This window comes from Acidovorax sp. NO-1 (assembly GCF_000238595.1).
Lineage (GTDB): Bacteria > Pseudomonadota > Gammaproteobacteria > Burkholderiales > Burkholderiaceae_C > Acidovorax.
This window is the reverse complement of the sequence record NZ_AGTS01000078.1, coordinates 192,697-219,674: the sequence shown is the minus strand read 5'-3', so window position 1 is coordinate 219,674 and position 26,978 is coordinate 192,697. Positions and strand designations below refer to the sequence as shown.

At 63.1% G+C, this 26,978-nt stretch carries 28 protein-coding genes and 1 tRNA gene; 9 read left to right on the top strand and 20 right to left on the bottom strand.

The genetic code is table 11. From position 1 onward, the window contains the following. Nucleotides 1–8: 8 nt before the first annotated feature. The 8 genes from KYG_RS11920 to KYG_RS11885 all read right to left on the bottom strand — a co-directional run bounded on the left by KYG_RS11920 (nt 9) and on the right by KYG_RS11885 (nt 6,779). Nucleotides 9–227 (bottom strand): DNA gyrase inhibitor YacG, encoded by a 219-nt coding sequence (locus KYG_RS11920; protein WP_008905152.1) that lies wholly within the window; start codon nt 225–227, stop codon nt 9–11. Nucleotides 228–278: 51 nt separating this feature from the next. Further along, nucleotides 279–1,034, bottom strand: coding sequence for a cell division protein ZapD (zapD, locus tag KYG_RS11915; protein ID WP_008905151.1), 756 nt, complete (start codon nt 1,032–1,034; stop codon nt 279–281). Between the two features lie 85 nt (nt 1,035–1,119). Then, the gene (gene coaE, locus KYG_RS11910; protein ID WP_008905150.1) at nt 1,120–1,740 is read right to left on the bottom strand and encodes a dephospho-CoA kinase; all 621 of its coding nucleotides are present in this window, start codon (nt 1,738–1,740) and stop codon (nt 1,120–1,122) included. A 3-nt stretch (nt 1,741–1,743) separates the two neighbouring features. Then, the gene (locus KYG_RS11905) at nt 1,744–2,625 is read right to left on the bottom strand and encodes an A24 family peptidase (protein ID WP_034694240.1); all 882 of its coding nucleotides are present in this window, start codon (nt 2,623–2,625) and stop codon (nt 1,744–1,746) included. Beyond that, nucleotides 2,625–3,842 carry a type II secretion system F family protein gene (locus tag KYG_RS11900; RefSeq protein ID WP_008905148.1) on the bottom strand — a complete coding sequence of 406 codons (1,218 nt, stop codon included), beginning with the start codon at nt 3,840–3,842 and terminating at the stop codon, nt 2,625–2,627. The genes KYG_RS11905 and KYG_RS11900 overlap by 1 nt, the downstream gene beginning before the upstream one ends. 18 nt (nt 3,843–3,860) lie before the next feature. After that, nucleotides 3,861–5,600 carry a type IV-A pilus assembly ATPase PilB gene (gene pilB / locus KYG_RS11895; protein WP_008905147.1) on the bottom strand — a complete coding sequence of 580 codons (1,740 nt, stop codon included), beginning with the start codon at nt 5,598–5,600 and terminating at the stop codon, nt 3,861–3,863. Nucleotides 5,601–5,735: 135 nt separating this feature from the next. Further along, nucleotides 5,736–5,812 (bottom strand) — tRNA-Pro (locus tag KYG_RS11890). 37 nt (nt 5,813–5,849) lie between these two features. Beyond that, nucleotides 5,850–6,779, bottom strand: a complete 930-nt coding sequence (locus tag KYG_RS11885; RefSeq protein ID WP_139019378.1) for a polyprenyl synthetase family protein — start codon at nt 6,777–6,779, stop codon at nt 5,850–5,852. A gap of 225 nt (nt 6,780–7,004) precedes the next feature. On the opposite strand from KYG_RS11885, the gene rplU reads away from it, so the two are divergent. From rplU to proB, 4 genes are all read left to right on the top strand, one after another. Next, nucleotides 7,005–7,316, top strand: a complete 312-nt coding sequence (rplU, locus tag KYG_RS11880; protein WP_005794184.1) for a 50S ribosomal protein L21 — start codon at nt 7,005–7,007, stop codon at nt 7,314–7,316. A 15-nt stretch (nt 7,317–7,331) separates the two neighbouring features. Further along, the gene (rpmA, locus tag KYG_RS11875; protein ID WP_008905145.1) at nt 7,332–7,589 is read left to right on the top strand and encodes a 50S ribosomal protein L27; all 258 of its coding nucleotides are present in this window, start codon (nt 7,332–7,334) and stop codon (nt 7,587–7,589) included. Nucleotides 7,590–7,760: 171 nt separating this feature from the next. Beyond that, entirely contained in the window at nt 7,761–8,831 is a 1,071-nt protein-coding gene (gene cgtA, locus KYG_RS11870; RefSeq protein WP_008905144.1) for an Obg family GTPase CgtA, read from the top strand. Between the two features lie 91 nt (nt 8,832–8,922). Then, nucleotides 8,923–10,062, top strand: coding sequence for a glutamate 5-kinase (gene proB, locus KYG_RS11865; protein WP_008905143.1), 1,140 nt, complete (start codon nt 8,923–8,925; stop codon nt 10,060–10,062). Nucleotides 10,063–10,175: 113 nt separating this feature from the next. Here proB and KYG_RS11860 read toward each other — a convergent pair whose 3' ends face one another. Continuing rightward, complete coding sequence (locus KYG_RS11860) at nt 10,176–10,844, bottom strand: RNA pyrophosphohydrolase (RefSeq protein WP_008905142.1); 669 nt, start codon at nt 10,842–10,844, stop codon at nt 10,176–10,178. 92 nt (nt 10,845–10,936) lie between these two features. Between KYG_RS11860 and KYG_RS11855 the strand changes: the two genes are divergently transcribed. Both KYG_RS11855 and KYG_RS11850 read left to right on the top strand, forming a co-directional pair. Beyond that, complete coding sequence (locus KYG_RS11855; protein ID WP_008905141.1) at nt 10,937–12,679, top strand: proline--tRNA ligase; 1,743 nt, start codon at nt 10,937–10,939, stop codon at nt 12,677–12,679. Beyond that, a complete protein-coding gene (locus KYG_RS11850) occupies nt 12,676–13,416 on the top strand; it encodes a lytic transglycosylase domain-containing protein (RefSeq protein WP_008905140.1) in 741 nt (246 codons plus the stop codon). Before KYG_RS11855 ends, KYG_RS11850 begins: the two co-directional genes overlap by 4 nt. Here the strand turns inward: KYG_RS11850 and KYG_RS11845 are convergent. From KYG_RS11845 to hemA, 6 genes are all read right to left on the bottom strand, one after another. Next, nucleotides 13,413–14,762 carry a hemolysin family protein gene (locus KYG_RS11845; RefSeq protein ID WP_008905139.1) on the bottom strand — a complete coding sequence of 450 codons (1,350 nt, stop codon included), beginning with the start codon at nt 14,760–14,762 and terminating at the stop codon, nt 13,413–13,415. The two genes, KYG_RS11850 and KYG_RS11845, sit on opposite strands and share 4 nt — an antisense overlap. 171 nt (nt 14,763–14,933) lie before the next feature. Next, nucleotides 14,934–15,941, bottom strand: a complete 1,008-nt coding sequence (locus KYG_RS11840) for an AAA family ATPase (RefSeq protein WP_008905138.1) — start codon at nt 15,939–15,941, stop codon at nt 14,934–14,936. Between the two features lie 155 nt (nt 15,942–16,096). Continuing rightward, on the bottom strand, nt 16,097–16,420 hold the full coding sequence (gene grxD / locus KYG_RS11835; protein WP_008905137.1) for a Grx4 family monothiol glutaredoxin: 324 nt from the start codon (nt 16,418–16,420) through the stop codon (nt 16,097–16,099). Nucleotides 16,421–16,481: 61 nt separating this feature from the next. Continuing rightward, complete coding sequence (prmC, locus tag KYG_RS11830; protein ID WP_008905136.1) at nt 16,482–17,333, bottom strand: peptide chain release factor N(5)-glutamine methyltransferase; 852 nt, start codon at nt 17,331–17,333, stop codon at nt 16,482–16,484. Nucleotides 17,334–17,406: 73 nt separating this feature from the next. Beyond that, nucleotides 17,407–18,495 carry a peptide chain release factor 1 gene (gene prfA / locus KYG_RS11825; RefSeq protein ID WP_008905135.1) on the bottom strand — a complete coding sequence of 363 codons (1,089 nt, stop codon included), beginning with the start codon at nt 18,493–18,495 and terminating at the stop codon, nt 17,407–17,409. 115 nt (nt 18,496–18,610) lie between these two features. Continuing rightward, the gene (hemA, locus tag KYG_RS11820) at nt 18,611–19,930 is read right to left on the bottom strand and encodes a glutamyl-tRNA reductase (RefSeq protein ID WP_008905134.1); all 1,320 of its coding nucleotides are present in this window, start codon (nt 19,928–19,930) and stop codon (nt 18,611–18,613) included. 72 nt (nt 19,931–20,002) lie between these two features. On the opposite strand from hemA, the gene KYG_RS11815 reads away from it, so the two are divergent. Then, nucleotides 20,003–20,281, top strand: coding sequence for a hypothetical protein (locus tag KYG_RS11815; protein WP_034694361.1), 279 nt, complete (start codon nt 20,003–20,005; stop codon nt 20,279–20,281). A 20-nt stretch (nt 20,282–20,301) separates the two neighbouring features. On the opposite strand, the gene KYG_RS11810 is transcribed toward KYG_RS11815, so the two are convergent. Continuing rightward, a complete protein-coding gene (locus tag KYG_RS11810) occupies nt 20,302–21,192 on the bottom strand; it encodes a LysR substrate-binding domain-containing protein (RefSeq protein ID WP_008905132.1) in 891 nt (296 codons plus the stop codon). Between the two features lie 112 nt (nt 21,193–21,304). On the opposite strand from KYG_RS11810, the gene KYG_RS11805 reads away from it, so the two are divergent. Further along, nucleotides 21,305–22,291 carry a tripartite tricarboxylate transporter substrate binding protein BugE gene (locus KYG_RS11805; protein WP_008905131.1) on the top strand — a complete coding sequence of 329 codons (987 nt, stop codon included), beginning with the start codon at nt 21,305–21,307 and terminating at the stop codon, nt 22,289–22,291. An 8-nt stretch (nt 22,292–22,299) separates the two neighbouring features. Further along, complete coding sequence (locus KYG_RS11800; RefSeq protein ID WP_008905130.1) at nt 22,300–23,205, top strand: N-formylglutamate amidohydrolase; 906 nt, start codon at nt 22,300–22,302, stop codon at nt 23,203–23,205. A 76-nt stretch (nt 23,206–23,281) separates the two neighbouring features. On the opposite strand, the gene ugpQ is transcribed toward KYG_RS11800, so the two are convergent. From ugpQ to ugpA, 4 genes are read right to left on the bottom strand one after another with little or no spacing between them, the layout of a single operon-like run. Continuing rightward, nucleotides 23,282–24,061, bottom strand: a complete 780-nt coding sequence (gene ugpQ / locus KYG_RS11795) for a glycerophosphodiester phosphodiesterase (RefSeq protein WP_008905129.1) — start codon at nt 24,059–24,061, stop codon at nt 23,282–23,284. After that, nucleotides 24,058–25,068 carry a sn-glycerol-3-phosphate import ATP-binding protein UgpC gene (locus KYG_RS11790; protein ID WP_008905128.1) on the bottom strand — a complete coding sequence of 337 codons (1,011 nt, stop codon included), beginning with the start codon at nt 25,066–25,068 and terminating at the stop codon, nt 24,058–24,060. The genes ugpQ and KYG_RS11790 overlap by 4 nt, the downstream gene beginning before the upstream one ends. Before the next feature lie 60 nt (nt 25,069–25,128). After that, a complete protein-coding gene (gene ugpE, locus KYG_RS11785; protein WP_008905127.1) occupies nt 25,129–25,980 on the bottom strand; it encodes a sn-glycerol-3-phosphate ABC transporter permease UgpE in 852 nt (283 codons plus the stop codon). Nucleotides 25,981–25,982: 2 nt separating this feature from the next. Further along, entirely contained in the window at nt 25,983–26,864 is an 882-nt protein-coding gene (ugpA, locus tag KYG_RS11780; RefSeq protein ID WP_008905126.1) for a sn-glycerol-3-phosphate ABC transporter permease UgpA, read from the bottom strand. Nucleotides 26,865–26,978: the final 114 nt, after the last annotated feature.

The window sequence follows — 26,978 nt, the reverse complement described above, 5'->3', positions numbered from 1 at the left end:
CGCCAAAATCAGTGCTGCAGCCGAGGATCACCATAGAGTTCGTCGGCCGGTGGAGCCTCTGCAGGCATGCGGAAATCCTCGCTGGCCCAGGCGCCAAGGTCCATCTGCTTGCACCGCTCGCTGCAGAACGGGCGGTACACGTTGGCCGGGCTGTAGACGCTGTCACCGCCACAACTGGGGCAGGTGACGATGCGTGCTTGGGGCTGGGTGGGCGTGGGTTCAGCCATGCTTTTTCGTCGATCTTGAAGTTTGTGCCTGGTGCCCTGCTGGTGGCCGCCTCACGCGCACAGTGTCAACTCGAAAGCCGCATCTTCATTGCAGGCGTGCAGGCGCCCATCACCCTCCAGCCGCATGAGCCGCACCGAGACGATCAGGCGGTTGCCGCTGATCTCGGGAATCAGGTTCAAGGCTGGGTCGATGCGCAGGCGCAACAACTGGAACGTGCGGCCCTGGGGCAGGTTCTGCTGAAATTGACCGCGCTCTGCCGCCACCTTCTGGGGCACGCCAGAGTCGCGCAGGAGCTTGAGCAACACATAGATGGATTCGGCCAGCGGAGCCAGGGTCGATGCCCACTCTTCGAGGGCCTGCTGGCGCACCTCCGGTGTGTGGTGCTGCCAGGCGTAGTACGCAGGGAGGTCGAAGCCGCAAGTGCCGCCGGGAATTCCCACGCGGCTGCGGATGCTCATCAGCCAATCGTTCTCGGTGAGCGAGTGGCCGGACTTGCCCGACTGGGTATTGAGCGCTGTGAAACAGCGGTCCAGCTGGGCAATGACAGCGTCCAGCGCCGCTTCCGAAATCGAGGGATTGCCGCGGTAGCTGTCGAGCTGGTGCTTGTGTTTCTCGATGTCCTTGAGCACATCCGACTTGAGGTCGGCGCGCGCTGCCACATCCATGATCTCGAAGATGGTGACCAGCGCAAAGTGGTGATCCAGCGCGTGCGAGCGGGGGATCAACTCCCCCAACCGGCGGAACAACTGCTCAAGCCGCAGATAGGTTCTGAGACGCTCGTTAAAGGGATATTCGTAAAGGATCACGCTGGCGGGTTCCTGGGGGCTCAGGCAGTATTCTGACGCCGGTGGCGCTCGGCATGGAGTGAAAGCACAAACGGTTGCGTTCGCATCATAGCCCGAACAGCGTGGCCACTTGCCGGGTGTGCAGACGCAGGTCGTCCAGCGTGCAATCGCCATCGTTGGCAATCACGGCATCTGCCACGGCGCGCCGCGCGGGCCGGGTGGCCTGTGACGCGATGATGCCTTCCACCACCTCACGCGCCAGGCCGCTGCGCTGCATGACACGCTCGATCTGCGTTGCTTCAGAACAGTCGACCACCACGACCGCGTCCAGCCTGCGGGCCCAGCGGCCGGATTCTGCGAGCAGGGGAATGTCAAACACGATCAGGGCATGGCCTTGGTCCGCAGCCTGCAGGGCTTTCGCGTTGCTATGCAGCGTAACCAGAGGGTGCACGATCCCTTCGAGCCGGGCGCGTGCCTCGGGGTGGGTGAAGACCAGGGCGCGCATGCGCGCGCGGTCCAGTGCGCCGGTGGCATCCACAAAATCTGCGCCAAAAGTGGCTTGGATCGCATCCATGGCCGCGCCACGCGGGCTTGTCAGGTCGCGGGCCAGCTGGTCGGCATCAATGAGGCAGGCACCGAGTGCGGCCAACATGCTGCCCACCGTGCTCTTGCCGCTGCCAATGCCGCCAGTCAAGCCAAGGCGCAAGGGATGCTTGCGCAGATTCATCGTTTACAGGCCCACAAGATTCAGCACGGCATTCAAAATGGCGTTGGGGCCAAACACCATGGCGGTGAACCCCGCGCCAACCAGAAACGGGCCGAAAGGGATATATCCGCCTTCACGCAGGCTGCTGAAAACTTTCATGGCAATACCAATGACGGCGCCGATGACCGAGGACATCAGGATGATGGGGACCAGGGCTTGCCAGCCAAACCAGGCGCCCAGCGCAGCAAGCAGCTTGAAATCCCCATACCCCATGCCTTCCTTGCCCGTGACAAGTTTGAATCCCCAGTAAACCAGCCAAAGCGAGAGGTAGCCGGCCGCTGCTCCGAACACGGAGGCATGCAGAGGCACGTCAATCCACTGCAGCGCCGACGCGAGGAGGCCGGCCCACAGCAGTGGCAATGTGATGTCGTCCGGCAGCAGCGTCGTGTCCCAATCGATAAACGCCAAGGCAATCAAGGCGGCCGAGAATCCACACCAGGCGAACCCCGTGGGCGTCATGCCCCAGCGCTGAATGCAAAGGAAGAACAGAGCCCCGGTCGCAAGCTCAACCAAGGGGTAGCGTACAGAGATCCGCGCCTTGCACGCCGAGCAACGGCCTCGCAGAAAAAGGTAGCTCAGAACGGGGATGTTCTCGTACCACTGCACCAGATGCCCGCACGACTGGCACCGGGAGCGAGGGACCATGAGGTTGAACCGCTCCGGTTCAGGAGCAGCGGGCGCGGCATCTGCTTGCGCAATCTCAGCCTGGGCAGACCGGATCTCTTGCGCCCATTGCCGCTCCATCATCTTGGGAAGCCGGTAAATGACCACGTTGAGAAAGCTGCCAATCAAAAGCCCCAGCACCCCACCCAAACTTGCGCTCCACCAAACTGGCATCTCCTCCATTACACAACTTGGCCAAGCTTGAAGATGGGGAGGTACATGGAGACCACGATGCCCCCGATCAGCGTACCCAGAAACACGATGATGATGGGTTCCATGAGGCTGGACAGGCCCGCCACCATTTCGTCCACCTCGGCCTCATAGAAATCCGCCGCCTTGCCCAGCATGTGGTCAATGGAACCGGATTCCTCGCCGATCGCGCACATCTGAAGGACCATGGACGGGAAGATGTTCGCATTGCCCATGGCAGCGGTGAGGCTGGTACCGGTAGAGACCTCCTGCTGGATCTTTTCGGTCGCCATGGCGTACACCGAATTGCCGGACGCTCCACCCACTGAGTCCAGTGCCTCCACCAGCGGCACACCGGCAGCAAACATGGTGGACAGGGTGCGCGTCCAGCGTGCCACGCACGACTTGTCAATCAGCGCCCCAAAAATTGGGATCTTCAGCAATACCCGGTCCATGAACATTTGCATTTTTTCATTTCTTTTCCATGCCTGCATGAAAAAGAAAAATCCGCCACCGATCACGCCGAATATCAACCACCACCATTTCACGAAAATTTCACTGATACCCATGACGAAAAGGGTAGGGGCTGGCAAATCTGCCCCAAAAGAAGAGAAAACCTCCTTGAAGGCTGGAATCACGAAGATCATAATAATCGTCACAACCACAAACGCAACGATAATCACTGATATCGGGTACATCAAAGCCGATCTGATTTTGGATTTGATCGCCTCGGTCTTCTCCATGTAGGTAGCGAGCCGGTCCAGAAGGGCTTCCAGAATACCGGCTGCTTCACCTGCCTCCACAAGGTTGCAGTAAAGGCTGTCAAAATACATGGGGTGCTTGCGAAACGCCGCATTCAGCGAAGTACCTGTTTCGACGTCGGATCGGATGTCGTTGAGCAGCTTGGTGACGCTTGCATTGGTGTTTCCCCGTCCGACAATGTCGAAGGACTGGAGTAGCGGTACACCGGCCTTCATCATGGTTGCCAACTGCCGGGTGAACAGGGCAATATCTTTGGGCTTGATCTTTTTGCCGGACCGCATCCGGCGTTTCTTGATTTTGGTGGGAAATACCCCTTGCCGACGCAAAGTGGCTTGCACCTGATTCTCCCCAGATGCCCGCACTTCGCCACGGACTATCTTACCGTGGCGGTCCTTGCCTTCCCACTCGTAGACAAAATCCTTGATATCGCGTGATGCAGCTGTTGCCATGCTGTTCCCTCAAACTCGTTATTCGTTGGTGACGGCCAGCACTTCTTCCAGTGAAGTAAAGCCGAGTCTCGCCTTGTGCAAACCTGATTCGCGCAGTGATCGGACCCCCTCTGCGCGCGCCTGTTCCGCAATTTCCAGTGCACTGCCATCGCGCAAAATGATGCGCTGAATGTCTTCCGAAACTGGCATCACTTGGTAAATGCCTACCCGACCTTTGTATCCGTTATTGCAGGCTGAACAACCGACAGGCCGATAGGTGACCCAACTCCCGTCAATGTCCTCTTCCTTGTACCCTGCTTCCAGGAGTGACTCGTGAGGGATATCTGCGGGTGCCTTGCAGGCTGGGCACAGTCGGCGGGCCAGGCGCTGGGCGGTGATGAGGATCACGCTGGAGGCGATGTTAAAGGGCGCAATACCCATATTGCGCATGCGCGTCAGCGTCGTCGGGGCATCATTGGTGTGCAGTGTGGACAATACCAAATGGCCTGTCTGCGCCGCCTTGATGGAGATATCGGCCGTTTCCAGATCGCGAATTTCCCCCACCATGATAATGTCCGGATCCTGGCGGAGAAAGGACTTCAGTGCAACTGCAAAGGTCAGGCCCGCTTTTTCGTTAACGTTCACTTGGTTAACGCCTGGCAGGTTGATTTCGGAAGGATCCTCTGCGGTTGCAATATTGACACCTGGCTTGTTCAGGAGGTTCAGGCAGGTGTACAACGACACGGTCTTTCCGGAGCCGGTGGGTCCGGTTACCAGAATCATCCCGTAGGGGCGTCCAATGGCTTCAAGCAGTCGCTCTTTTTCTTCGGGTTCATATCCGAGAGCATCAATACCCAGTTTGGCGCTACTCGGATCAAGAATACGGATAACGATTTTTTCCCCGAACAAGGTCGGCAGTGTGCTCACCCGGAAGTCGATCACCCTGTCCGGACCCACCTTCAGTTTCATCCGGCCGTCTTGGGGGACGCGCTTTTCAGAAATATCCAGACGTGAAATCACCTTGATGCGGGACGCCAGCTTGTCCTTGATGGCAATCGGAGGCGATGCGATTTCCCGGAGTTCTCCGTCAATCCGAAACCGAACGCGATATTGGTGTTCGTAAGGTTCAAAATGCAAATCTGAAGCGCGCATATTGAAGGCGTCCAGCAGCATCTTGTGCAAGAATTTGACGATGGGAGCGTCTTCGACGTCTGTGGCGCCCGCATCATTGTTGTCCGGCGCCTCTTCAATGGGGGCGTCGTCAAATTCAAAATCGCCCCCACCACTGACCAACGTTTCCATGGACTCGTTGGTAGACTTGGTCGTGCTTTCGACCAATTTACTCAGCTTGTCATACTCTGCAATAATCCAATCCACCCCCATCTGGGTCGTGAATTTGATTTTCTCTGCTGCTTCCTGATCGGTAGGATCTGCCGTGGCAACAATAAGGCGATTATTGCGCTTGCTTAAAACAACTACCTTGTAGGCTTGGCAAATTTTGCCATCCAGAAGTTCTTTGGGCAGCCGCAGTGGATCAATCGCTTCCAGATCCAGCAAAGGAGCGCCAAACACGGCTGAAACCGTGTGGGCCAAGTCTGCCGCTGATACCGCACCGGATCCCGTCAATTCCGCGATAAAGCTGGTGCGGCTAATTTGTGATTTTTTGTAAATGTCTTCCGCTGCCTTTTGGGTCAGCTTGCCGGCAGACATCAGGGCCCTGCCCAGTCCGGGGAGGGCCACTGCGGAGGCTTCTTTGGGGGCAGTATCGACAGCGGCCATGTAACCGGTAATGTGTTAGAGGTGTGGAAAAGAATCCATCCTATCATCACCGATCGGGTGAACGCTGTACAGTGACGGTAGATTGGCAACAGCACCACAAAATGGGTGCTATTGCGGAAAAGGCCATTGAAATCCTGGTCGGGGTGAGAGGATTCGAACCTCCGGCCTCTACGTCCCGAACGTAGCGCTCTACCAGGCTAAGCTACACCCCGAATGGCGGGATTGCACCCGGATTCTGGTGCAATCGGCTCAGTTACGTCGTGTTAACAACTGCGCAGCCAATTCTAGCAAAGCGGCTGAATATGCATTGGTCGGTAATCGCTCTGCGGCCGACATGGCCCGACGGGCCTCGTTAACGGCTGCAGCCCGTGTAACTTCCAAAGCGCCAGTTTCGCGAACAATCCGCACGATGTCTGCGAGTTGGTCCGTGGAGCCTTGTTCGATGGCGTGGCGCACAACGTCGGCCTGGGTTTTTGTGCCGCGCTCCATGGCAGCGATGAGGGGAAGGGTGGATTTGCCTTCGCGCAGGTCGTCACCCAGGTTCTTTCCCATTTCTGAAACGTCACCGTCGTAGTCCAGAACGTCATCAATGATCTGGAAAGCGGTGCCCAGTGCTTGGCCGTACGTTGCGCATGCCTCCTCAATATCTGGCGAACCCCCGGCAAGCACTGCGCCCAAGCGCGCGCTGGCTTCAAAGAGTTTGGCCGTCTTGGAGCGTATGACGCGCAGGTAGCCCGCTTCGTCGAGCGACGCGTCGTGCATGTTCATCAGCTGCAACACCTCTCCCTCGGCGATCACGTTGGTGGCCTCCGAGAGTATCTCCATGATGCGCATGCTGCCCGCTTCGACCATCATCTGAAAGGAGCGGGTATGCAGAAAATCACCCACAAGGACACTCGCAGGGTTGCCAAACGTCTCGTTGGCGGTAGGGCGACCCCTGCGCAAGGTGGAGGCATCGACGACATCGTCATGCAGTAGAGTCGCGGTGTGTATCAGCTCAACGACTGCGGCGAGGCTGTGCCGATGTGCCCCCCGGTAGTCCAACGCACCACACACCATTAGGAGCAAGGCGGGCCGCAGCCTTTTGCCCCCTGCAGCAATGATGTACTGCGATATCTGGGCCACCAGCGGAACGCTGGACGTCAGGCGCTGACCAATGACCTTGTCAACCTCGTGCATGTCTTGTGCAACGAGCAGGAGCGGGGAGGCGGCGGGGGCGGTGTGGTCAGTCAAGATGGTGGTCACAGAAAGAGCCCGGATTATAGGAAGGCCTGCAGGCGCTTCGTTTCAGTCCCGCATCGCGTGCGGTGCGGGGATCAGTGCGGGTGGCGCCTTGCGAGGCAATGCGCTATACTCTTGGGCTCTGTGGAAATTCGTCCGCAGAACTCATATCAAGAGGTCAACATGTACGCGGTCATAAAAACCGGCGGCAAGCAGTATCGCGTTGCTTCCGGCGAAAAAATTAAAGTAGAACAGATTGCTGCGGACGTAGGCCAGGAAATTGTGATCGACCAGGTCCTGGCTGTCGGCAACGGCGCTGAACTGAAGGTTGGTACACCCCTGGTGTCCGGCGCAACCGTGAAAGCCACCGTTGTGGCCCACGGCAAGCACGACAAAGTGCACATCTTCAAGATGCGCCGTCGCAAGCACTATCAAAAACGCCAAGGCCATCGCCAGCAGTTCACTGAGCTGCAAATCGGTGCGATTGCTGCTTAATCGAAGGAGCTAGTCATGGCACAGAAAAAAGGCGGCGGCTCTACGCGAAACGGGCGCGACTCCAAGCCAAAGATGCTGGGTGTCAAGGCGTTCGGTGGTGAACTGATCAGCGCTGGCTCGATCATCGTGCGCCAACGGGGCACACGTTTCCACCCCGGCAACAATGTCGGCGTGGGCAAGGACCACACCTTGTTCGCACTGGTGGACGGCCACGTGTCGTTCGGTACCAAGGGTGCGTTGTCCAAGTCCACGGTCAATGTGACTCCTGCCTGAGGTTCATTCCTCTGGTCGCCATCGAAGCCCCGCTTTGCCGGGGCTTTGTTGTTTGGTCTGTACGATGGCGCTCAAGTCGTCGGCAGACGGCGCCTGCAAGGCGTTCCGCAGTTCCGACAGAATCAGGCAGTCTGCTGCCGGTGCTGCGCCCTTTTGTAAACTGGATATCCCATGAAGTTCGTCGATGAAGCCTTTATTGACATTGCCGCCGGTGATGGTGGCAATGGCTGCGTGTCGTTCCGGCACGAAAAGTACAAGGAGTTCGGCGGCCCCAATGGGGGTGACGGTGGGCGAGGTGGGCATGTGTTCGCGGTGGCCGACCCCAATCTCAACACCCTCGTGGACTACCGCTACTCGCGTCGGCATGAAGCCAAGCGTGGCGAGCATGGCATGGGATCGGATATGTTTGGTGCGGCTGGTGCTGACATCACCCTCAAGATGCCGGTCGGCACCATCATCACAGACGCCGAAACGGGCGAGGTGCTCTACGAGCTGCTGAACCCGGGCGAGGTCATCACCATTGCAAAGGGTGGTGATGGCGGCTTTGGCAATATGCGCTTCAAGAGCGCTATCAACCGGGCCCCGCGCCAGAAGACACCAGGCTGGCCCGGCGAGAAGAAGAACCTGAAGCTGGAATTGAAGGTGCTGGCCGACGTGGGCCTGCTGGGCATGCCCAATGCGGGTAAATCCACCTTCATCACGGCGGTGTCCAACGCCCGCCCCAAGATTGCAGACTACCCCTTTACGACGCTGCATCCCAACTTGGGTGTGGTTCGCGTGGGGCCGGAGCAGAGTTTTGTGGTGGCTGATATTCCCGGTCTCATCGAAGGCGCTTCGGAAGGTGCGGGCCTCGGGCACCAGTTTTTGCGCCATCTGCAGCGCACCCGCCTGCTGCTGCACATCGTCGATCTGGCGCCTTTCGACGATGCGGTGGACCCGGTGGCCCAAGCCAAAGCCATCGTCAACGAACTCAAGAAGTATGACCAGCAGCTGTATAACAAGCCGCGCTGGCTGGTGCTCAACAAGCTGGACATGGTGCCTGCCGACGAGCGGGAAGCGCGTGTGAAGGACTTCGTCAAGCGCTTCAAGTGGAAGGGGCCGGTGTTCGAGATTTCCGCGCTGACGCGGGAAGGCTGCGAGCCGCTGATTCATGCCATCTTCCGCCATGTGCAGTCCGAGCAGCGCATCGAGAACGAGCCGGTGGAGGTGGATCCCCGCTTTGCCGGAGATGCTCCGGCCTGATCCCAGCCAGGGTCAATAGAACCTTAGCGCTATATTTTCAATAGCTGGTGGCGCTTGATGGGTAAGCGCTAGCAGCCAAAAATGCTTAAAAATGGTTTCCAGCGTATTGCGTGATGCCCGCCGCATCGTGGTCAAGGTGGGCTCCAGTCTTGTGACCAACGAAGGCCGCGGCCTTGATGAAACCGCCATTGGCGAGTGGAGCCGCCAGCTGGCGGCGCTGGTGCGCGGCGATGGCGGTGCACCGCGCGAGGTGGTCATGGTGTCCAGCGGTGCCATTGCCGAAGGCATGAAGCGCCTGGGCTGGACCACGCGGCCGCACGAGGTCCACGAGCTGCAGGCCGCCGCTGCCGTCGGGCAGATGGGGCTGGCGCAGATGTACGAAACGAAACTGCGCGAGCAGGGCATGGGCAGTGCGCAGGTGCTGCTCACCCATGCGGATCTGGCCGACCGCGAACGCTACCTGAACGCGCGCTCCACACTGCTGACGCTGTTGCGTTTGGGCGTGGTGCCGGTCATCAATGAGAACGACACCGTCGTCAACGACGAAATCAAGTTCGGCGACAACGACACGTTGGGCGCCCTGGTGGCCAATCTGGTCGAGGCCGACGCGCTGATCATCCTCACCGACCAGAAGGGCCTGTACACCGCCGACCCACGCCGTGACGCGTCTGCGCAGTTTGTGCACGAAGCCAAAGCCGGTGACCCGGCGCTCGAAGCCATGGCCGGTGGCGCGGGTTCCAGCATTGGCAAGGGCGGCATGATCACCAAGATCCTGGCGGCCAAGCGGGCGGCGGGTTCCGGCGCCTCCACCGTGATTGCCTGGGGGCGCGAATCCGATGTGCTCGTGCGCCTGGTGCGTGGCGAGGCTCTGGGCACTTTACTGGTGGCTCAGACGCAGAAAAAGCAGGCCCGCAAGCAGTGGATGGCCGATCATCTGCAATTGCGTGGATCGGTGGTGGTCGATGCAGGTGCCGTGGCCAAGGTGCGTGACGAAGGCAAAAGTCTGCTGCCCATCGGCATGACCGCAGTGGAGGGCGACTTCTCCCGGGGCGACGTGATTGCGGTGCGCGACGCGTCCGGCGCAGAGATTGCCCGGGGCCTTGCCAACTATGCGGCGGCCGAGGCGCGCATGCTCTGCCGCAAGCCCTCGACCGAATTCGAGCGGCTGCTCGGTTACGCTGCAGAGCCCGAAATGGTGCATCGCGACAACATGGTGCTTGGCGCACGCTGAGGGCGAAACATCCGCCGGTCTGTATACGCCCCTCCATAGCAAAACGCCTGCATCCGCAGGCGTTTTTTTCATGGGCTTGCCACGGTCGCTGAGTAAGTGCGAGGGCGAAACGGCTAGCGCGGCTCGGTGACCGAAGGGAGGCCATCGAGCTCCCCGGGCACGCTGTTTTGGGGGTCGGGATCGAAACTGGCTCCCGGCGGAAGCTCCATGCCCGGATTGATCAGCATCGAGCCGGTCCTGAACATCGTGCCTGCATTTTCACCCTCACGGGTTCGCATGCCACTGCGCAGATAGCGGTTGCGCTGCTCATGCCGGGGCAGAAAGCGGGCCAGCTCCGTCAGCGCCATTTCATAGACGCCACGTTTGAACTCCACCACCACGTCCAGCGGCACCCAATAGTCGTTCCAGCGCCAGGCGTCAAACTCCGGATGGTTGGTGGCACGAAGGTTCAAGTCCCAGTCGTGCCCTACCAGTTGTAGCAGATACCAGATTTGTTTCTGGCCCTTGTAGTGTCCGCGCGCATCGCGGCGGATGTACCGGTCAGGCACCTCATAACGCAACCAGTCCCGGGTCCGGGCCACCACGCGCACGTGGTTGGGCAATAATCCCACCTCTTCATGCAGTTCGCGGAACATGGCTTGCTCGGGAGTTTCACCCCGGTCAATGCCACCCTGCGGAAACTGCCAGCTGTGGGTGCGTATACGCTTGCCCCAGAACACCTGGTTTTTCTGGTTGAGCAGGATGATGCCGACGTTCGGCCGAAAGCCGTCCCGGTCAAGCATAATCAAACCCCAAATTTTTAAACTGTGTCCATTATGCACGGCGCCTTGCGCGCAGCAAGTGGACGGCCCCGTTCCGCCTGCTAGCGATCCCGATGAAAGCCTCGCAATTCTTTATCTCCACCCTCAAGGAAGCTCCGGCGGATGCCGAAGTGGTCAGCCACAAACTCATGACGCGGGCGGGGCTGATCAAGAAACTGGGCGCTGGCATCTACAACTACATGCCCATGGGGCTGCGGGTGATCCGCAAGGTCGAGACCATCGTACGCGAGGAAATGAACCGCGCCGGCGCGGTGGAGCTCACCATGCCCGTGGTCCAGCCTGCAGAACTCTGGCAGGAGACGGGCCGGTTCGAGAAGATGGGCCCCGAGCTGCTGCGCATCCAGGACCGTCATGGCCGCGACTTTGTGGTGCAGCCCACCAGCGAGGAAGTGATCACTGACATCGCACGCCAGGAGCTCAAGAGCTACAAGCAGCTGCCGAAAAACTTTTACCAGATCCAGACCAAGTTCCGCGACGAGCGCCGCCCCCGTTTTGGCCTCATGCGCGGCCGCGAGTTCATCATGAAGGATGCCTACAGCTTTGACCGCGACCAGGCGGCCGCCAAGGCCAGCTACCAGGTGATGGCACAGGCCTACCGGCGCATTTTCGACCGCTTTGGACTGACCTACCGTGCGGTGGCGGCTGACAGCGGTGCCATCGGTGGGGATCTTTCGGAAGAGTTCCAGGTGATTGCCGCCACGGGGGAAGACGCCATTGTCTACTGCCCACAGAGCGACTACGCCGCCAATATGGAAAAGGCGGAGGCGCTGGCCCCTGCAGGCCCACGCGGTGCAGCCACGCAAGTGCTGACCAAGACGGCCACCCCGGGCAAGAGCACCTGTGCGGATGTGGCGGAGCTGCTCGGTGTTCCACTCAGCACCACGGTGAAGTCGCTGGTGCTGGCAACTGACGAAACCAACGAAGCCGGCGAAATCGTCAAGACCCAGGTGTGGCTGCTGCTGCTGCGTGGCGACCATGACATGAACGAAATCAAGGTGGGCAAGGTGCCCGGGCTGGCGGACTTCCGCTTTGCCACGCTGGGTGAAATCGAAGACCACTTTGGCTGCAAGCCCGGTTACCTGGGCCCCATTGGTTTGAAAAAGCCCTTGAAGATTGTGGTGGACCGCGAAGTCGCGCTGATGGCCGACTGGATCTGCGGCGCCAATGAGGTGGACTTTCACATCACCGGCGTCAACTGGGGCCGCGACCTGCCCGAGCCCGACATGGTGGCCGACCTGCGCAATGTGGTGGCGGGCGACCGCTCACCGGACGGCAAGGGCGAGCTGGCGATCGAGCGTGGTATCGAAGTGGGCCACGTGTTCTACCTGGGCACCAAGTACAGCAAGGGCATGAACGCGACGTTCCTGGGCGACGACGGCAAGCCGGCGTTCTTCGAGATGGGTTGCTATGGCATTGGCGTGACGCGCCTGCCTGCCGCCGCCATTGAACAAAACCACGACGAGCGCGGCATCATCTGGCCGGACGCGATTGCGCCGTTCACGGTGGTGGTCTGTCCCGTGGGTATGGACCGCAGCGAGGCCGTCAAGGCCACGGCCGAGCAGCTGTATGCCGACCTGCTGGCCGCAGGTGTGGACGTGATCCTGGACGACCGTGGCGAGCGCCCCGGCGCCATGTTTGCCGACTGGGAGCTGATTGGAGTGCCCCACCGCGTGACCATCGGCGACAAGAGTTTGAAGGACGGTGTGGTCGAGTACCAGCACCGCCGCGATGCCGCCGCCACCAAGGTGGCCGTGGCCGACATCCTGGCCCATGTGAAGGGCCGCATGGCGGTATGAGCATGCACGGTGCATCTTCGAAAAGCCCGCTGCTCGCGGCATACGGCGCGGGGGTATCCCGGCGCGGCTGCCTGGTGTCGCTGGCAACGCTTGCGGCGCCAGCGGCCTGGCTGGGTGCGCCGCAGTGGGCCCACGCAGGCGGCCAGCTCGAAGAGCCCTTGATGGACTCGGTGCGCACCGCGCTCAGTTCGGCCATTGCCAACCAGGCGCCGCCTGAGCCGGAGTTTTTCTCCACCGAGGCCCGCCTGCACTACCTGCGCTGGCTTGGCACCCAAAGCGACCGCCTGCGCCGTCGCAAGCCGGATTGGGAGGTGCGTCGCGATTTCCTGCAGACCGTGTGGTACGAGTCCAAGCGCGCCGGTCTGGATGTCTCTCTGGTGCTGGGCCTCATCCAGGTGGAAAGCGCTTTTCGCAAGTACGCCGTGTCCAGCGTGGGCGCCCGGGGCTACATGCAGGTCATGCCGTTCTGGACACGGGTGATTGGCGACGGTGATCCCGGAAAGCTCTTTCATCTGCAGACCAATCTGCGCTTTGGCTGCGTGATCTTGCGCCACTACATTGACCGTGAACGGGGCGATCTTTTCATGGCGCTGGGCCGGTACAACGGCAGCCGGGGCAGGCCGCCCTATCCCAATGCCGTATTTGCCGCGCAGCGCAACTGGGCCTTTGCCGAGAAGCCCCATCTCCTGCCGGCGCCCGGCAACCCCGACCCACTGGTTGCAGCCACGGCCTCCTAGCTGGGAGGCGCTGCACTCTCCACCTTGGCGGTGGTGGCATTGTTTCCGTCAGCGCCAGGCACGCTCAGACGCGAGACCATGACCTGGTCGATGCGGTAGCTGTCCACGTCCAGCACTTCGAACTTGTAGCCGCCCCAGCTCACGCTGTCGGTACGGCGCGGCACGCGGCGCAGCATCACCATCAAAAAGCCCGCGAGGGTTTCGTACTCCTCGGCGTGGGGCAGTTCGTCCAGCGAGAGGGCGTGCAAAACGTCCTGCACCGGGGTCACGCCATCGATCAGCCACGAGTTCTCATCACGCCGCACGATCCGCTCTTCGTCCGCCGGGCCCACCAGGTCGCCCATCACCGTGCTCATCACGTCGTTCAGGGTGACCACGCCCACAACCAGGCTGTATTCGTTCACGATGACCGCAAAGTCCTCGTGCACATGGCGAAACTGTTCCAGCACCTCCGACAGGGTCAGCCGGTCGGGCACGATCAGCACCTTGCGCACCAGGCTGTCGTCGGCCAAGGAAATGGGCTGGTTATTCAGCACCCGCTGAAAGAGGTCTTTGGCATCCACATACCCCACCACGTGGTCGATGTCGCCCTCGCACACGGGGTAGGTGGAAAACGGCTCGGCCGCAATGCGCAGCCGTATGACCGAATCGGGTTCGTCCCGCAAGAAAAAGGCCACACGGTCGCGCGGCGACATGGCACTGGACACCGTGCGCGTGTCCAGCTCAAACACATTGGTGATGACCTGCTGCTCCCGCGCGGCCAGCACCCCCGCGCGCGCGCCGGCTTCCATCATCGCCAGGATGTCGTCGGAGGTAATGCGGTCATCGCGCAACGATGACAGCCCCAGGGCCCTGAACAGCAGGTCTGCCCCCCGGCTGTAGAACCACACCAGCGGGCGCAACAAGGTCATGCACCAGGCCATCGGCTTTGCCAGCCCCACCACCAGCCGCTCCGGGTTGGCCATGCCCAGGCGTTTGGGAAAAAGGTCCGAAAACAGGATGAACAGGGAGGTGATGACCAGGAACGATGCCAGAAACCCGGCGGTCTGGGCAGACGTTGGCGACAGCCACAGCGCAAACAGGGCGGTGAAGTGTGGGCTCAACGCCCCTTCGCCCACGATGCCGCCCAGAATGGCCACGGCGTTCTGACCCACCTGCACCACGGTGAAATAGTCGCCCGGCTGCTCCTGCATGCGCAGCACCATGTCGGCACGGGCATCGCCCTCATCCGCCATCTGCCTCAGGCGCAAGCGGCGCGCTGCGGCGAGCGAGATCTCGGCCATGGAGAAAAAGGCGCTGGCTGCAATCAGCAGCCCGATGACAAAGAGGCTTTGGGAGAGGGTCATGAATGGCGACGGAGCGTGGCGCTGCGGCACACCGGATGACTGAGTGTATCTGGGCGTTCCGCAGGCACCTACCCCAGGTGTGCACACACCGGGGGGCCTGGTGGGCCTTCGCGGGTGGGGCCCCGAAGGCCAGTCCTGCGGGCGAGCGCAGGACTGGCGGCGGGGGCCTGGTTATTGCACGAAACCGATGCGGCTGCGCCCTGACGCCGCCTTGGGCAGATCAGCAATCTCCACCGTGGACCGCCGGTCCAGCCGCGCATTGCCAAAACCCGTCATCAGCGCCCGCCGCATCTCGCGCGGGGGCATCTGCGCCAGGTGGTCCAGCACATCATCCAGGGGCTCCGGGTCCAGCAGACGGCCCCAGTCGTGCCCTGCGCGGATTCCCTGGTACAGGTTGCGGGCAATGGTGCGCGCCTGCTCCAGCGTGGGCGCCTCCACCTCGAACACGTTCATGCGGTTCAGGATGGGGTCGGGGATGCCGCGCGTGTCGTTGGCGGTGGTGATCCAGATGACCTGGCTGGCGTCGATGGCCACCTCGGCAAACTCGTCGGTAAAGCTCTGGGCGGTGTCGTACTCCAGCAAGCTGTACAGCGCGCCCAGCGGGTCGTACTGTGCATCGCTGCTGGCCTTGTCGATCTCGTCCACCACGATCACGGGGTTGGCGTATTCACCCTCCACCAGCGCCTCGAACACCTTGCCCGGGCGTGCGCCCTTCCACTGCGCGGACGAGCCCGACAGCAGCCAGCCTGCGGTCATGGAGCTCATGGGCAAGAGGTTCATGCCCGTGCCCAGCAGTTCGGCCAGGTGGCGCGCAAAGTGGGTCTTGCCGATGCCGGGCGGGCCCAGCAGCAGCATGGGCGTGACCTCCAGGCCATCGCTGCTGTCCTGCGCCAGTGCCACGTGGCGCTTGACGTCGTCCAGCACCTCGGTGAAGTTGGGCAACTGCTCATACAGGCTGGCCATGTCGGGGATGCCGGAGGGCTTGACCTGAAAGCGCTCCGGACCACGTTCCAGCATGCGCTCGTAGACGGTGCGCAGGGTTTCGTATTCGCGCTGGTTGCCCGACTCCTGCAACCGTGCGAGCTTGCGCTCGACATCGCCGGGGTGGAACACATTGCGCATCTGGGCCACCGGCAGGCGCAACGCCGGTGGCTGGGGAACAAGGCTATGGCTGGTCATTGCATGCTCCTGTGAGGGTTACGTCACGCAACCATTCAAGCACACTACATGCCCGCTTCAGTACCGGAAAAGCCCCCGTTTGGTGCCACTGTTGCTGGCAAACAAAAAGGCCGCCCGAAGGCGGCCTGGTTTGCACGGGGTAGTGGCCGCGTCGATCAGCCTTCGGTGCCCAGCACCTGCTTGAGTTCGCCCGACTCGTACATCTCCATCATGATGTCCGAGCCACCGATGAACTCGCCCTTCACGTACAGCTGGGGGATCGTGGGCCAGTTGCTGTATTCCTTGATGCCCTGGCGGATTTCCTCGTCTTCGAGCACGTTGACGGTGACCACAGCCTTGGGGTCCACGCCGCAGGCCTTCAGGATCTGGATGGCACGGCCCGAGAAGCCACACATGGGGAAGTTGGCGTTGCCCTTCATGAACAGCAGGATGTCGCTGGATTTGACGAGGGCGTCGATACGTTGTTGGGTGTCGCTCATGGGAATACTCCTTGAAAGGGGCTGGCGGGCGTGGGGTTTTGAAAGCCCGCAATGGGGGTGATTATTTCACTGTCTGCGCCAAGGGCCACTGCCCGCCCGTGCAACGCGCAATGCCCGCGAGGTCATTGCGGCTTTGCACCAGGGCAAAACCCTGGGTGGCGAGCAGGGCCTGCACGGCTTCGGCCTGGTCGTAGCCATGCTCCAGCAGCAGCCAGCCGCCCGGCTGCAGGTGCGCGGGCGCCTGGGCGACGATGGTGCGGATGTCTTCAAGGCCATCTGCGCCGCTGGCCAGGGCCTGCAAAGGTTCGTGCGTCAGCGCGGCCAGGTGGGGGTCGGCACTGGCGATGTAGGGGGGGTTGGAGATGATCGCGTCAAAAAAACCATCCACGCCTTGCAGCCAATCACTACGCTGAAACCGCACCGGAAAACCCAGCCGCTGTGCATTGGCCTGGGCCACGGCCAATGCATCGGCACTCGCGTCCACCGCCAGTACCTTGGCGTCAGCGCGCTGGCTTTGCAGCGCCAGTGCAATCGCGCCGCTGCCGGTGCCCAGGTCCACCACGCGCGGTGCTGCCAGCGGGGCGATCACCTCCAGTGCCCAGTCCACCAGCGTTTCGGTGTCAGAGCGCGGGTCCAGCACGCGGGCGTCCACCTGCAGCGGCAGGCCGTAGAACTCCTTGCGGCCGGTGAGGTAGGCCACGGGCTCCCCAGCCACGCGGCGCTGGCACAGGGCCAGGAACTGGGCGTGTGCGGCCTCGTCCATCGCATCGGTGTCGTGCGCCAGCAGCCAGGCGCGGCCCGCGTCGTGGCGCGCCAGGGTGTGCAGCAGCAGCAGTTGCGCGTCGATGCGCGCCAGTCCCAGGGTGTGGGCCTGGTTCAGTGCCTGGGCGAGGGTGGGGGATGTGTTGGTCACTATTGATTTAATAGCGGATAGCGCAGGACAGATAAGCGCTAGAGGCCAATATTGTTCAAATTCTGAATATGGTTCAGCTTGCGGTACCCATCTCCAGCTCTTCGAGCTGTTCGGCCTCGCGGGCGTGGGCCAGGGCCTGCAGCACATCGCCCAGGTCGCCTTCCATCACCTGCAGCAGCTTGTACAGCGTGAGGTTGATGCGGTGGTCGGTGAGGCGCCCTTGCGGGAAGTTGTAGGTGCGGATGCGGTCGCTGCGGTCGCCGCTGCCGATCAGGCCCTTGCGCAGCGCGGCCTCCTTGGCGGCGCGTTCGCTGCGCTCCTTCTCCTGGATGCGCGCCTGCAGCACCTGCAGCGCCTTGGCCTTGTTGCTGTGCTGGCTGCGGCCGTCCTGGCATTCGGCCACGATGCCGGTGGGCAAGTGCACCACGCGCACGGCGGAGTCGGTCTTGTTGATGTGCTGGCCGCCCGCGCCGCTGGCGCGGAAGGTGTCGATGCGCAGGTCGGCCGGGTTGAGCTTGATGGCCTCGTGCTCGTCGGGCTCGGGCATCACGGCCACCGTGCAGGCGCTGGTGTGGATGCGGCCTTGGGTCTCGGTGGCGGGCACGCGCTGCACGCGGTGGCCGCCGGATTCGAATTTGAGCGCGCCGTAAACGTGGTCACCTTCGATGCGCAACACGATTTCCTTGTAGCCGCCCAGCTCGGCCGCGTTCTCGCTCACCACCTCCACCTTCCAGCCCACGTTGGCGGCGTAGCGGGTGTACATGCGGGTGAGGTCGCCGGCAAACAGGGCGGATTCGTCACCACCCGTGCCAGCGCGGATTTCGACAAACGCGTTGCGTGCGTCGTCGGGGTCCTTGGGCAGCAGCAGGCGCTGCAGTTCATCCTCCAGCTGCACCAGTTCGGCCTCGCTACTTTCGATTTCTTCCCGCGCCATATCAGCCATGTCGGGGTCTTCCAGCATCTCGCGGGCGCCCGCCAGGTCGGCCTCGCGCTGCTGGTAGCGGGCGTAGCGGCCTGCGACCTGCGTGACCTCGGCGTGCTCGACGGAGATGCGCCGGTACTGCGCCATGTCGCTCATGATGTCTTCGCGCGAGAGCAAAAAGTCCAGCTCGCCCAGGCGCTGTGCATAGCGCTCCAGCTGGCTTCGGAGAAAGGGTTTCATGGGATTCTGGAAAAGTGTTTTGCTACGTATTTGGTAGCTGGTGGCGCTTATTGGTAAAGCGCTGGAGGCCGATTTGGCTTAAAATCGGGGCGGCTGCGGGAGCGGGCGAGCGCCGCTACAGGCCGTTGTTGTTGGGCGTCTTGCTTTGCGAGCGCAGGAACAGGCGCGAGACGGTCTGGGCCGTCTGGGCGCGCATCTCGGCATCGCCCGCGCGCAGCTCGGCCAGGGTGCCGTGCAGCATCTTCTGAGTGAGGCCGCGCGACAGCGCTTCAAGCACGGCATCCACGTCCTCGCCCTTGGCCAAGAGCTTCTTGGCGCGGGCGATCTCCAGTGCGCGCCACTCGTCCGTCTGGGCATTGAGCTGCTGGATCAGCGGCACCACACCGCCGGCCGCGGCGGCGGGGCTGCGCAGCTCCATCCAGTGCATGAAGCTCTGCACACCCGCGTCGATGATGGCCTCGGCCTGGGCCACGGCGGCCTGGCGGTTGGCCTGCGCGGTTTGCACCACGCTGGCCAGGTCGTCCACGGTATAAAGGTACACGTCGCCCAAGGCCTTGACCTCGGGCTCGATGTCGCGGGGCACAGCCAAGTCCACCATGAACATGGGGCGGTGGCGGCGCTTCTTGAGGGCGCGCTCCACGGCACCCAGGCCGATGATGGGCAGGCTGCTCGCGGTGCAGCTGATGACGGCGTCAAACTCGTGCAGGCGCTCGGGCAGGTCGGCCAGGCGCATTACCTCGCCACCGAAGCGGGTGGCGAGCTTTTCGCCGCGTTCCAGCGTGCGGTTGGCAATGGCGATGGCTTTGGGGTTCTTGGCGGCAAAGTGCGTGGCGCACAGCTCGATCATCTCGCCCGCGCCGACGAACAAAATCTTGGTCTCGGAGATGTCTTCAAACAGCTGGCCCGCCAGACGCACCGCGGCGGCGGCCATGCTGATGCTGTGTGCGCCGATCTCGGTGCTGGTGCGCACTTCCTTGGCCACGGCAAAGCTGCGCTGAAAGAGCTGGTTGAGCGTGGTGCCCAGGGCGCCAGCGGTTTCGGCGGCGCGGACGGCGTCCTTCATCTGGCCCAGGATCTGGGCCTCGCCCAGTACCATCGAATCGAGCCCGCTGGCCACGCGGAAGGCGTGGCGTGCGACAAGGCTGTCTTCGAGCGTGTACGAGTGCGAGCGCAGCAGCGCGGGGCTTACGCCACCGCTTTGGGCCAGCCAGCCCAGCGTGTGGTCCATGGCGGGCTGCTCACCGGCGCAGTAGATTTCGGTGCGGTTGCAGGTGGAGATGATGGCCGTTTCCACCCCCGGGTGGCGGCTGGTGGTGCCCAGCGACTGGCGCAAACCGTGCAGTGTGGGGGCAATCTGGTCGAGCGCGAACGCGAACCGGCCACGCAGATCGAGCGGCGCGGTGGTGTGGTTGATGCCGAGGGCCCAGACTGCCATAGTGGCCGATTATAAAATTGTTGGCCGGTACAGGCGGCCTAGCCTGTTCAAGCCTTGATCTGGGTCAATTTCATGGGTCCACTGGACATCGTCAACCACCTCTTCAATTTTGTCGCCCCGGCGGCAGCCATCGCGCTGGTGCTGGTGCTTTGTGGCGGGCTCATCGGTTCGCGCAGCCCGCTTGCCATGGCCTGGTGGGTGCGGCTGGGCATTCTGTTCGCCGTGGGCGTGGCCGTGCTGGTGGCGGGCCTGGTGGTGTGGGGGCGCGACGGCAAGATGCTGACGTATGCCGCGCTGGTGCTGGGCTGCGCCACATGCCAGTGGGTTCTGGTGCGCGGCTGGCGTGGCTGATCGCCGACGCTTGCAACTGCTCAACCGGCGGCCTGCGCCAGCAGCCACGCGCGCAGGCTGCCCAGGGCCGGACTGGGCGCGCGGTGGACGGGCACACACAGGTGGTAGCCGCGGTCCAGCGTAACGGTGTGCGGCACGGCCACGGTGATGCGGCCAACGGCAAGTTCCGGTTCCACCAGCGCACGTTGCACCACTGCCACGCCCAGCCCCGCCATCACCGCCTGCACCAGCAGCGAGACCTGGTCAAAATCCGCCGCCGGCTGCAGCGGCCCGTGGGGGCAACCTGCCGCGGCGAACCAGCGCTCCCAGTTGTCCGGGTAGTTGGTGTGAAACAGCAGGGGCCGCGCGAGCAGGTCGGCAGGGGTGCGGATCGCCTGGGGCCCTTGCAGGTCGGCCGGGCGGCAGATGGGCACCAGCTCGCGACCCACCAGATAGTCGGCGCTGATGCCTGCGGGCCAGTCCGCCTGGCCCACGCGGATCCACGCGTCGATGTCGGGCGCGGTGAGGGCGTCGTCGCGGCGGTAGGGGGCGAACGTCAGGCCGATGCCGGGGTGGCGGGCACTGAAATCCGGCAGGCGCGGAATCAGCCAGTGGCTGAACAGCGTGGGCGGCACTGACAGGCGCAGCTGGCGCGGGCTGCGGCGCGTGCGCACGGCCAGGGTGGCCGATTCGATGGTGGCCATCGACGGCCCCACGGCCTGCAGGTAGTCCGCCCCGGCACGCGTGAGCACGCTGCGCCGCCCCTCGCGGGCAAACAGCGCAATGCCCAGGTGCTCTTCCAGCCGCGCGATGGCGCGGCTGATGGCGCCCTGCGTCACGCTCAGCTCTTCGGCCGCCTGCGAGAAGCTGCCCAGCCGCGCCGCCGTGGCGAAGGCGTGCAGTTCGGGCAGCGATGGGGAGTGGATGCGCATGCGGGATGATCCATGAGCGTTGGTAATGGGTTGCCGCCATTTTGTCGCTTTTCGCAGGCGCCCTGGCGCTCAAAAATCGGACTGCCCCATTTCAAATACCGAGGAGAACCCCATGGCACTGCGCCGAACCCTGCTGTCCACCCTGGCTGCCTGCGCGGCGGCCGCTGCCTTTGCGCCCCTGGCTCACGCCCAGGCGGCGGACTACCCCAACCGCCCGATCAAGCTCATCGTTCCCTTTGCCCCCGGCGGCTCCACCGACATGGTGGCCCGCCTGCTGGCCGACAAGATGGGCCCCATCCTGGGCAGGACCGTGGTGGTGGACAACAAGGGCGGCGCTGGCGGCTCCATCGGCGCGGATGCCATCGCCAAGTCAGCCCCTGACGGCTACACCATCGGCATGGCCACGGTAAGCACGCACGGCGCCAACCCCGCCATCTACGCCAGGCTGCCGTACGACGCCGTGAAGGACTTTGCGCCCATCACCAACGTGATGAGCGTGCCCAGCGTTTTCGTGGTGCACCCCAGCGTGCCCGCCAAGACCATGCAGGAGTTCGTGGCGCTGGCCAAAAAGAACCCCGGCAAGTACACCTTCGCCTCGCCCGGCACCGGCTCGCTGGGCCACGCCAACATCGAAAACTTCATGGATCTGGCGGGCATCGATCTGCTGCACATCCCCTATAAAGGCGCGGGCCAGGCTGCGGTCGATGCGCTGGCCGGCAACGTCAACGCCATGACGGACAACCTGCCTTCCACGCTGACCAACATCCAGTCGGGCAAGCTGCGCCCGCTGGCCGTGCTGGCGTTGAAGCGCAGCCCCGTGCTGCCCGACGTGCCCACCTACACCGAGCTGGGCTACCTTGGCATGGGTGATGGCGGCTGGTTCGGCCTGGTGGCGCCGGCCGGCACGCCCAAAGAGATCATTGCCAAGCTGAACGCCGCCGCGCACAAGGCCATGGCCATGCCCGACTACCTGGAAAAACAAAAGGGCATCTCCGGCGAATCGATGGCCAACACGCCCGAGCAGTTCGCCAGGCAGATCGACGCCGCCATCGCGCGCTACACGGCCGTGGCCAAGCGCGCCAACATCAAGCTGGACTGAGCGCCATCTTGATCTGGCAAGACGACAACCTGAGCCCCCGGCCGGATACCCCGGTCGAGGTCTGGCGGCCCGCCGGGCAGCCGCTGCCGCTGGTGTGCGACTCGCCCCACAGCGGCACGGCCTATCCCGATGATTTCGGCCATGCCGTGCCGCTGGCGCTGCTGCGCCGCGGCGAGGACACGCATGTGCACCGCCTGTGGCACACCGCGCCCGCGCATGGCGCCACGCTGATCGCCGCGACCTTCCCGCGCACCTACATCGACGTGAACCGGGCCGACAACGACATGGACCCCGCGCAGATCGACGGCGCGTGGCCCGTGCCGCTGGCGCCCGGGCCCAAGACGCGCCAGGGCCTGGGGCTGATCTGGCAGCAGATCAGCAAGGATGGCGTGGCCACGCCGCTGTATGCCCGCCCGCGCACCGTGGCCGAGGTGCAGCGGCGCATCGAGGGCTACTGGCGCCCCTACCACGCGCAGCTGCAGCAGGCCATCGACGCGAGCGTGCAGCGCTTTGGCCGCGTGTGGCACCTGAACCTGCATTCCATGCCCAATGATGTGTACCGTCGGCTGGGCCGCACGGACGCGCCGCCGCTCGCTGACTTTGTGCTGGGCGACCGCGATGGCACCACCTGTGCGCCCGAGTTTCTGCACCTGATTGGCGACACGCTGCGTGGCTTTGGCTACAGCGTGGCCATCAACGAGCCGTACAAGGGCGTGGAGCTGATCGGCCGCATCGGGCAGCCCGCGCTGGGGCGCCACAGCCTGCAGATCGAGATCCGCCGCCCGGTGTACATGGACGAGGACACGCGCGCACCCAATGCGGGTTTTGCGCCGCTGCAGCAGCACCTGGACGCGCTGCTGGCCGTGGTAGCCGGCTACCTGCGCACACAGCCGGGTGGGTGTGTGGAGGGGTGAAAATATGAACAAAATTGCCCGCTATCGCTTATCCATCAAGCGCTAGCAGCTATCAAAATAGTAGCTGAACGGGTGTCTACAGCGCAGCCGGGCTGAAAAGGTCCACCCGGTCGGTGATGATCCCGTCGGTGCCCAGGTCGATGAGCCGCTGCGCCGCCCACTCGTCGTTCACCGTGTAGCTCAGCGCGCGCAGTCCGTCGCCCTGCACCTGGGCCACCAGCGCCGCATCCCACAGCGCATGGTTGCAGACGATGGCCACGCAGCCGAGTTCGCGGGCCACGCCGTGCCAGCCGTCCCACAGCGTATCCAGCAGCAGGGCGCGCGGAAGCTGGGGCGCCGTGGCGCGTGCACCGGCCAGTGCCTCGGGCCGGAAGGACGAGAGCAGCGGCGGCACGGCCTGGCCCTGCCACAGGCGCGCAGCGTGTTCGGCCACCACCCGGCCGGTTTTCTCTTCCAGGCCGGGGGTCGGCTTGATCTCGATGTTCAGCAGGAAGGTGTTGGCGATGCAGTACCGGGCCAAGTGTTCCAGCGTGGGCAGGGGCTCGCCTGCGTAGCTGCGCGAATGCCATGCGCCCGCATCCAGCTGCGCCAGGGTGCTGAACGGGTGATCGCCACCGGTGCGGCTGACCGTGGAGTCCAGGCGCTGCGCAGCGTTGGTGGTGCGGTCCAGCGTGGCGTCGTGCAGCAGGAACGGCACGCCGTCGGCGCTGAGCTTGGCATCGCACTCGAACATGCGGTAGCCGTATTGCGCGCCCAGGCGGAACGCGGCCAGGGTGTTTTCAGGGGCCAGCTTGCCAGCGCCCCGGTGGGCAATCCAGCGGGGGTAGGGCCATGGCGCGGGAATGGCGGCGCTCATGCGGCAATGCGCTTGCCGGTGGAGGCGTCGAACGCGTGCAGGCGGTCGGCTCGCGGCGCCACGTGAATCACCGAATCCGGCGCGGGTGCGTGCGTGCCTTCTTCCACCCGCACGATGATCTGCTCGCCATTGATGCGGCCGTAGATGAGGCGCTCTGCACCCAGCAGCTCCACGGTCTCGACCCTGACTTCCCAGCCTTCGCTGCGTACGTCCAGGTGCTCCGGCCGGATGCCCAGGATGGTGCCCGGTGCGGCGCTGGGCGCGTTCTTGAGCAGGTTCATGGGCGGCGAGCCGATGAAGCTGGCCACAAACGTGGTGGCGGGCGTGTGGTAGACCTCTTCGGGCGTGCCGAACTGCTCCATGTTGCCGGCGTTCATCACGATCATGCGTTCGGCCAGGGTCATGGCCTCGACCTGGTCGTGCGTCACGAACAGGCTGGTGATGCCGAGCTCGCGGTGCAGCTTCTGGATTTCGAGGCGGGTCTGGGCGCGGAGCTTGGCGTCCAGGTTGGACAGGGGCTCGTCGAACAAAAACACCTGCGGCTGGCGCACGATGGCGCGGCCCATGGCCACGCGCTGGCGCTGGCCGCCGGAGAGTTCACGCGGCTTGCGCTCCAGCAGGTGGCCCAGCTCGAGAATCTTGGCGGCCTTGTCCACGCGCGCCTTGATCTCATCCTTGGGCACCTTGGCGATCTTCAGGCCGTACGCCATGTTGTCAAAGTTCGTCATGTGTGGGTAGAGCGCGTAGTTCTGGAACACCATCGCGATGTCGCGCTGGGCGGGTTCCAGGTTGTTCACCACGCGGTCGCCAATGCGCAGCTCGCCGCCGGAGATTTCTTCCAGGCCCGCGACCATGCGCAGCAGGGTGGATTTGCCGCAGCCCGACGGGCCCACGATGACGATGAACTCGCCGTCCTGCACTTCGGCATTGACGCCGTGGATCACCTGGTTGGCCTTGGGCCCGTGGCCGTAGCGCTTGACGATGTTGCGAAGGGAGATGGATGCCATGATGCAATAAATTTGATAGCTGAAAGCGCTTGATGCATAAGCGCTAGCGGGTTATTTGTCTTATTTTTCAGTGTCTACCAGGCCCTTGACGAACCAGCGCTGCATGAGCACCACGACCAGCGCGGGGGGCAGCATGGCGAGCAGGGCGGTGGCCATCACGATGTTCCACTCGTTGCCCGAGTCGCCGCCGGCAATCATGCGCTTGATGCCGATCACCACGGGGTACATGTCTTCGGACGTGGTCACGAGCAGCGGCCACAGGTACTGGTTCCAGCCGTAGATGAACTGGATCACGAACAGCGCTGCAATCGAGGTGCGCGACAGCGGCACCAGGATGTCCTTGAAAAAGCGCATGGGGCCGGCGCCGTCCACGCGGGCGGCTTCCACCAGCTCGTCCGGCACCGTAAGGAAGAACTGGCGGAACAGGAACGTGGCCGTGGCCGAGGCGATCAGCGGAATCGTGAGGCCCGCGTAGCTGTTGAGCATGCCGAGGTTGGAGACGACTTCGTACGTGGGGCCGATGCGCACTTCCACCGGCAGCATCAGGGTGATAAAGATCAGCCAGAAGCAGATGCCCTTGAACGGAAAGCGGAAGTACACGATGGCAAACGCCGACAGCAGCGAGATCGCGATCTTGCCCACGGTGATGACGATGGCGGTGACAAAGCTCACCCACATCATGCGGGCCACGGGCGCGCTGGAGCCGGGGCCGGAGCCGCCGCCAAACAGTGTGTCGTGGTAGGTCTGCCAGAAGTTGCTGCCGGGCAGCATGGGCATGGGGGCCTGCACGATGTCCTGCGCGGTGTGCGTGGAGGCCACGAACGCCAGGTACAGCGGAAAGCCGACGATGATCACGCCCAGCACCATGATCAGGTGCGAGAACGCGGTGAGATAAGGGCTGCGTTCGACCATTTTTAGTATTGAACCTTTTTCTCAACGTAGCGGAACTGGATCACGGTGAGCACGACCACGATGGCCATCAGCACCACCGACTGCGCGGCCGAGCCGCCCATGTCCATGGCCTTGAAGCCGTCGTAATACACCTTGTAGACCAGGATGGAGGTGTCACGCCCGGGGCCGCCCTGGGTGGTGGAGTCGACGATGGCGAAGGTGTCGAAGAAGGCGTACACCACGTTGATCACCAGCAGGAAGAAGGTGGTGGGCGACAGCAGCGGGAACTGGATGCTCCAGAACCGGCGCCAGGGGCCTGCGCCGTCGATGGCGGCTGCTTCAATGAGCGACTTGGGGATGGATTGCAGGCCCGCCAGGAAGAACAGGAAGTTGTAGGAAATTTGTTTCCACACCGCGGCAATCACGATCAGTGCCATGGCGTGATCGGAGTTGAGCATGTGGTTCCAGTCAAAGCCCGACTGGCGCAGCATGTAGGCCACCACGCCCAGCGAGGGCGAAAACATGAACATCCACAACACCCCCGCCACGGCAGGCGCTACGGCGTAGGGCAGCAGCAGGGCTGTCTTGTAGACCAGTGCGCCCTTGATGATGCGATCGGCAAAGATGGCCAGGAACAGCGACAGCGTGATGCCGCTGACAGCCACCAGGATGGAGAAGAAGGCCGTGGTCTTGAACGAGGCCAGGTAACCGGGGTCGCTGAACAGGGCCTTGAAGTTGTCAAACCCCACCCACTCCTTCGAGAAACCGAAGGTGTCCTGCATCTGGAACGATTGCACCAGGGCCTGGCCCGCTGGCCAGAAAAAGAACACGCTGATGATGATGAGCTGTGGCGCCAGAAGCACCCAGGGCAACCATGCAGAGCGAAAAAGAACGCGTTTTTCCATGTCGAAACTCTCAAAAAGAAAACCCCGCCGCCCCGTGAACCAGTGCGGTTGACGGGGCGGCGGGCTTTCGATGCCACCCCGCCGCCAGGGCGGGGTGGCACGAACAGACTTTCG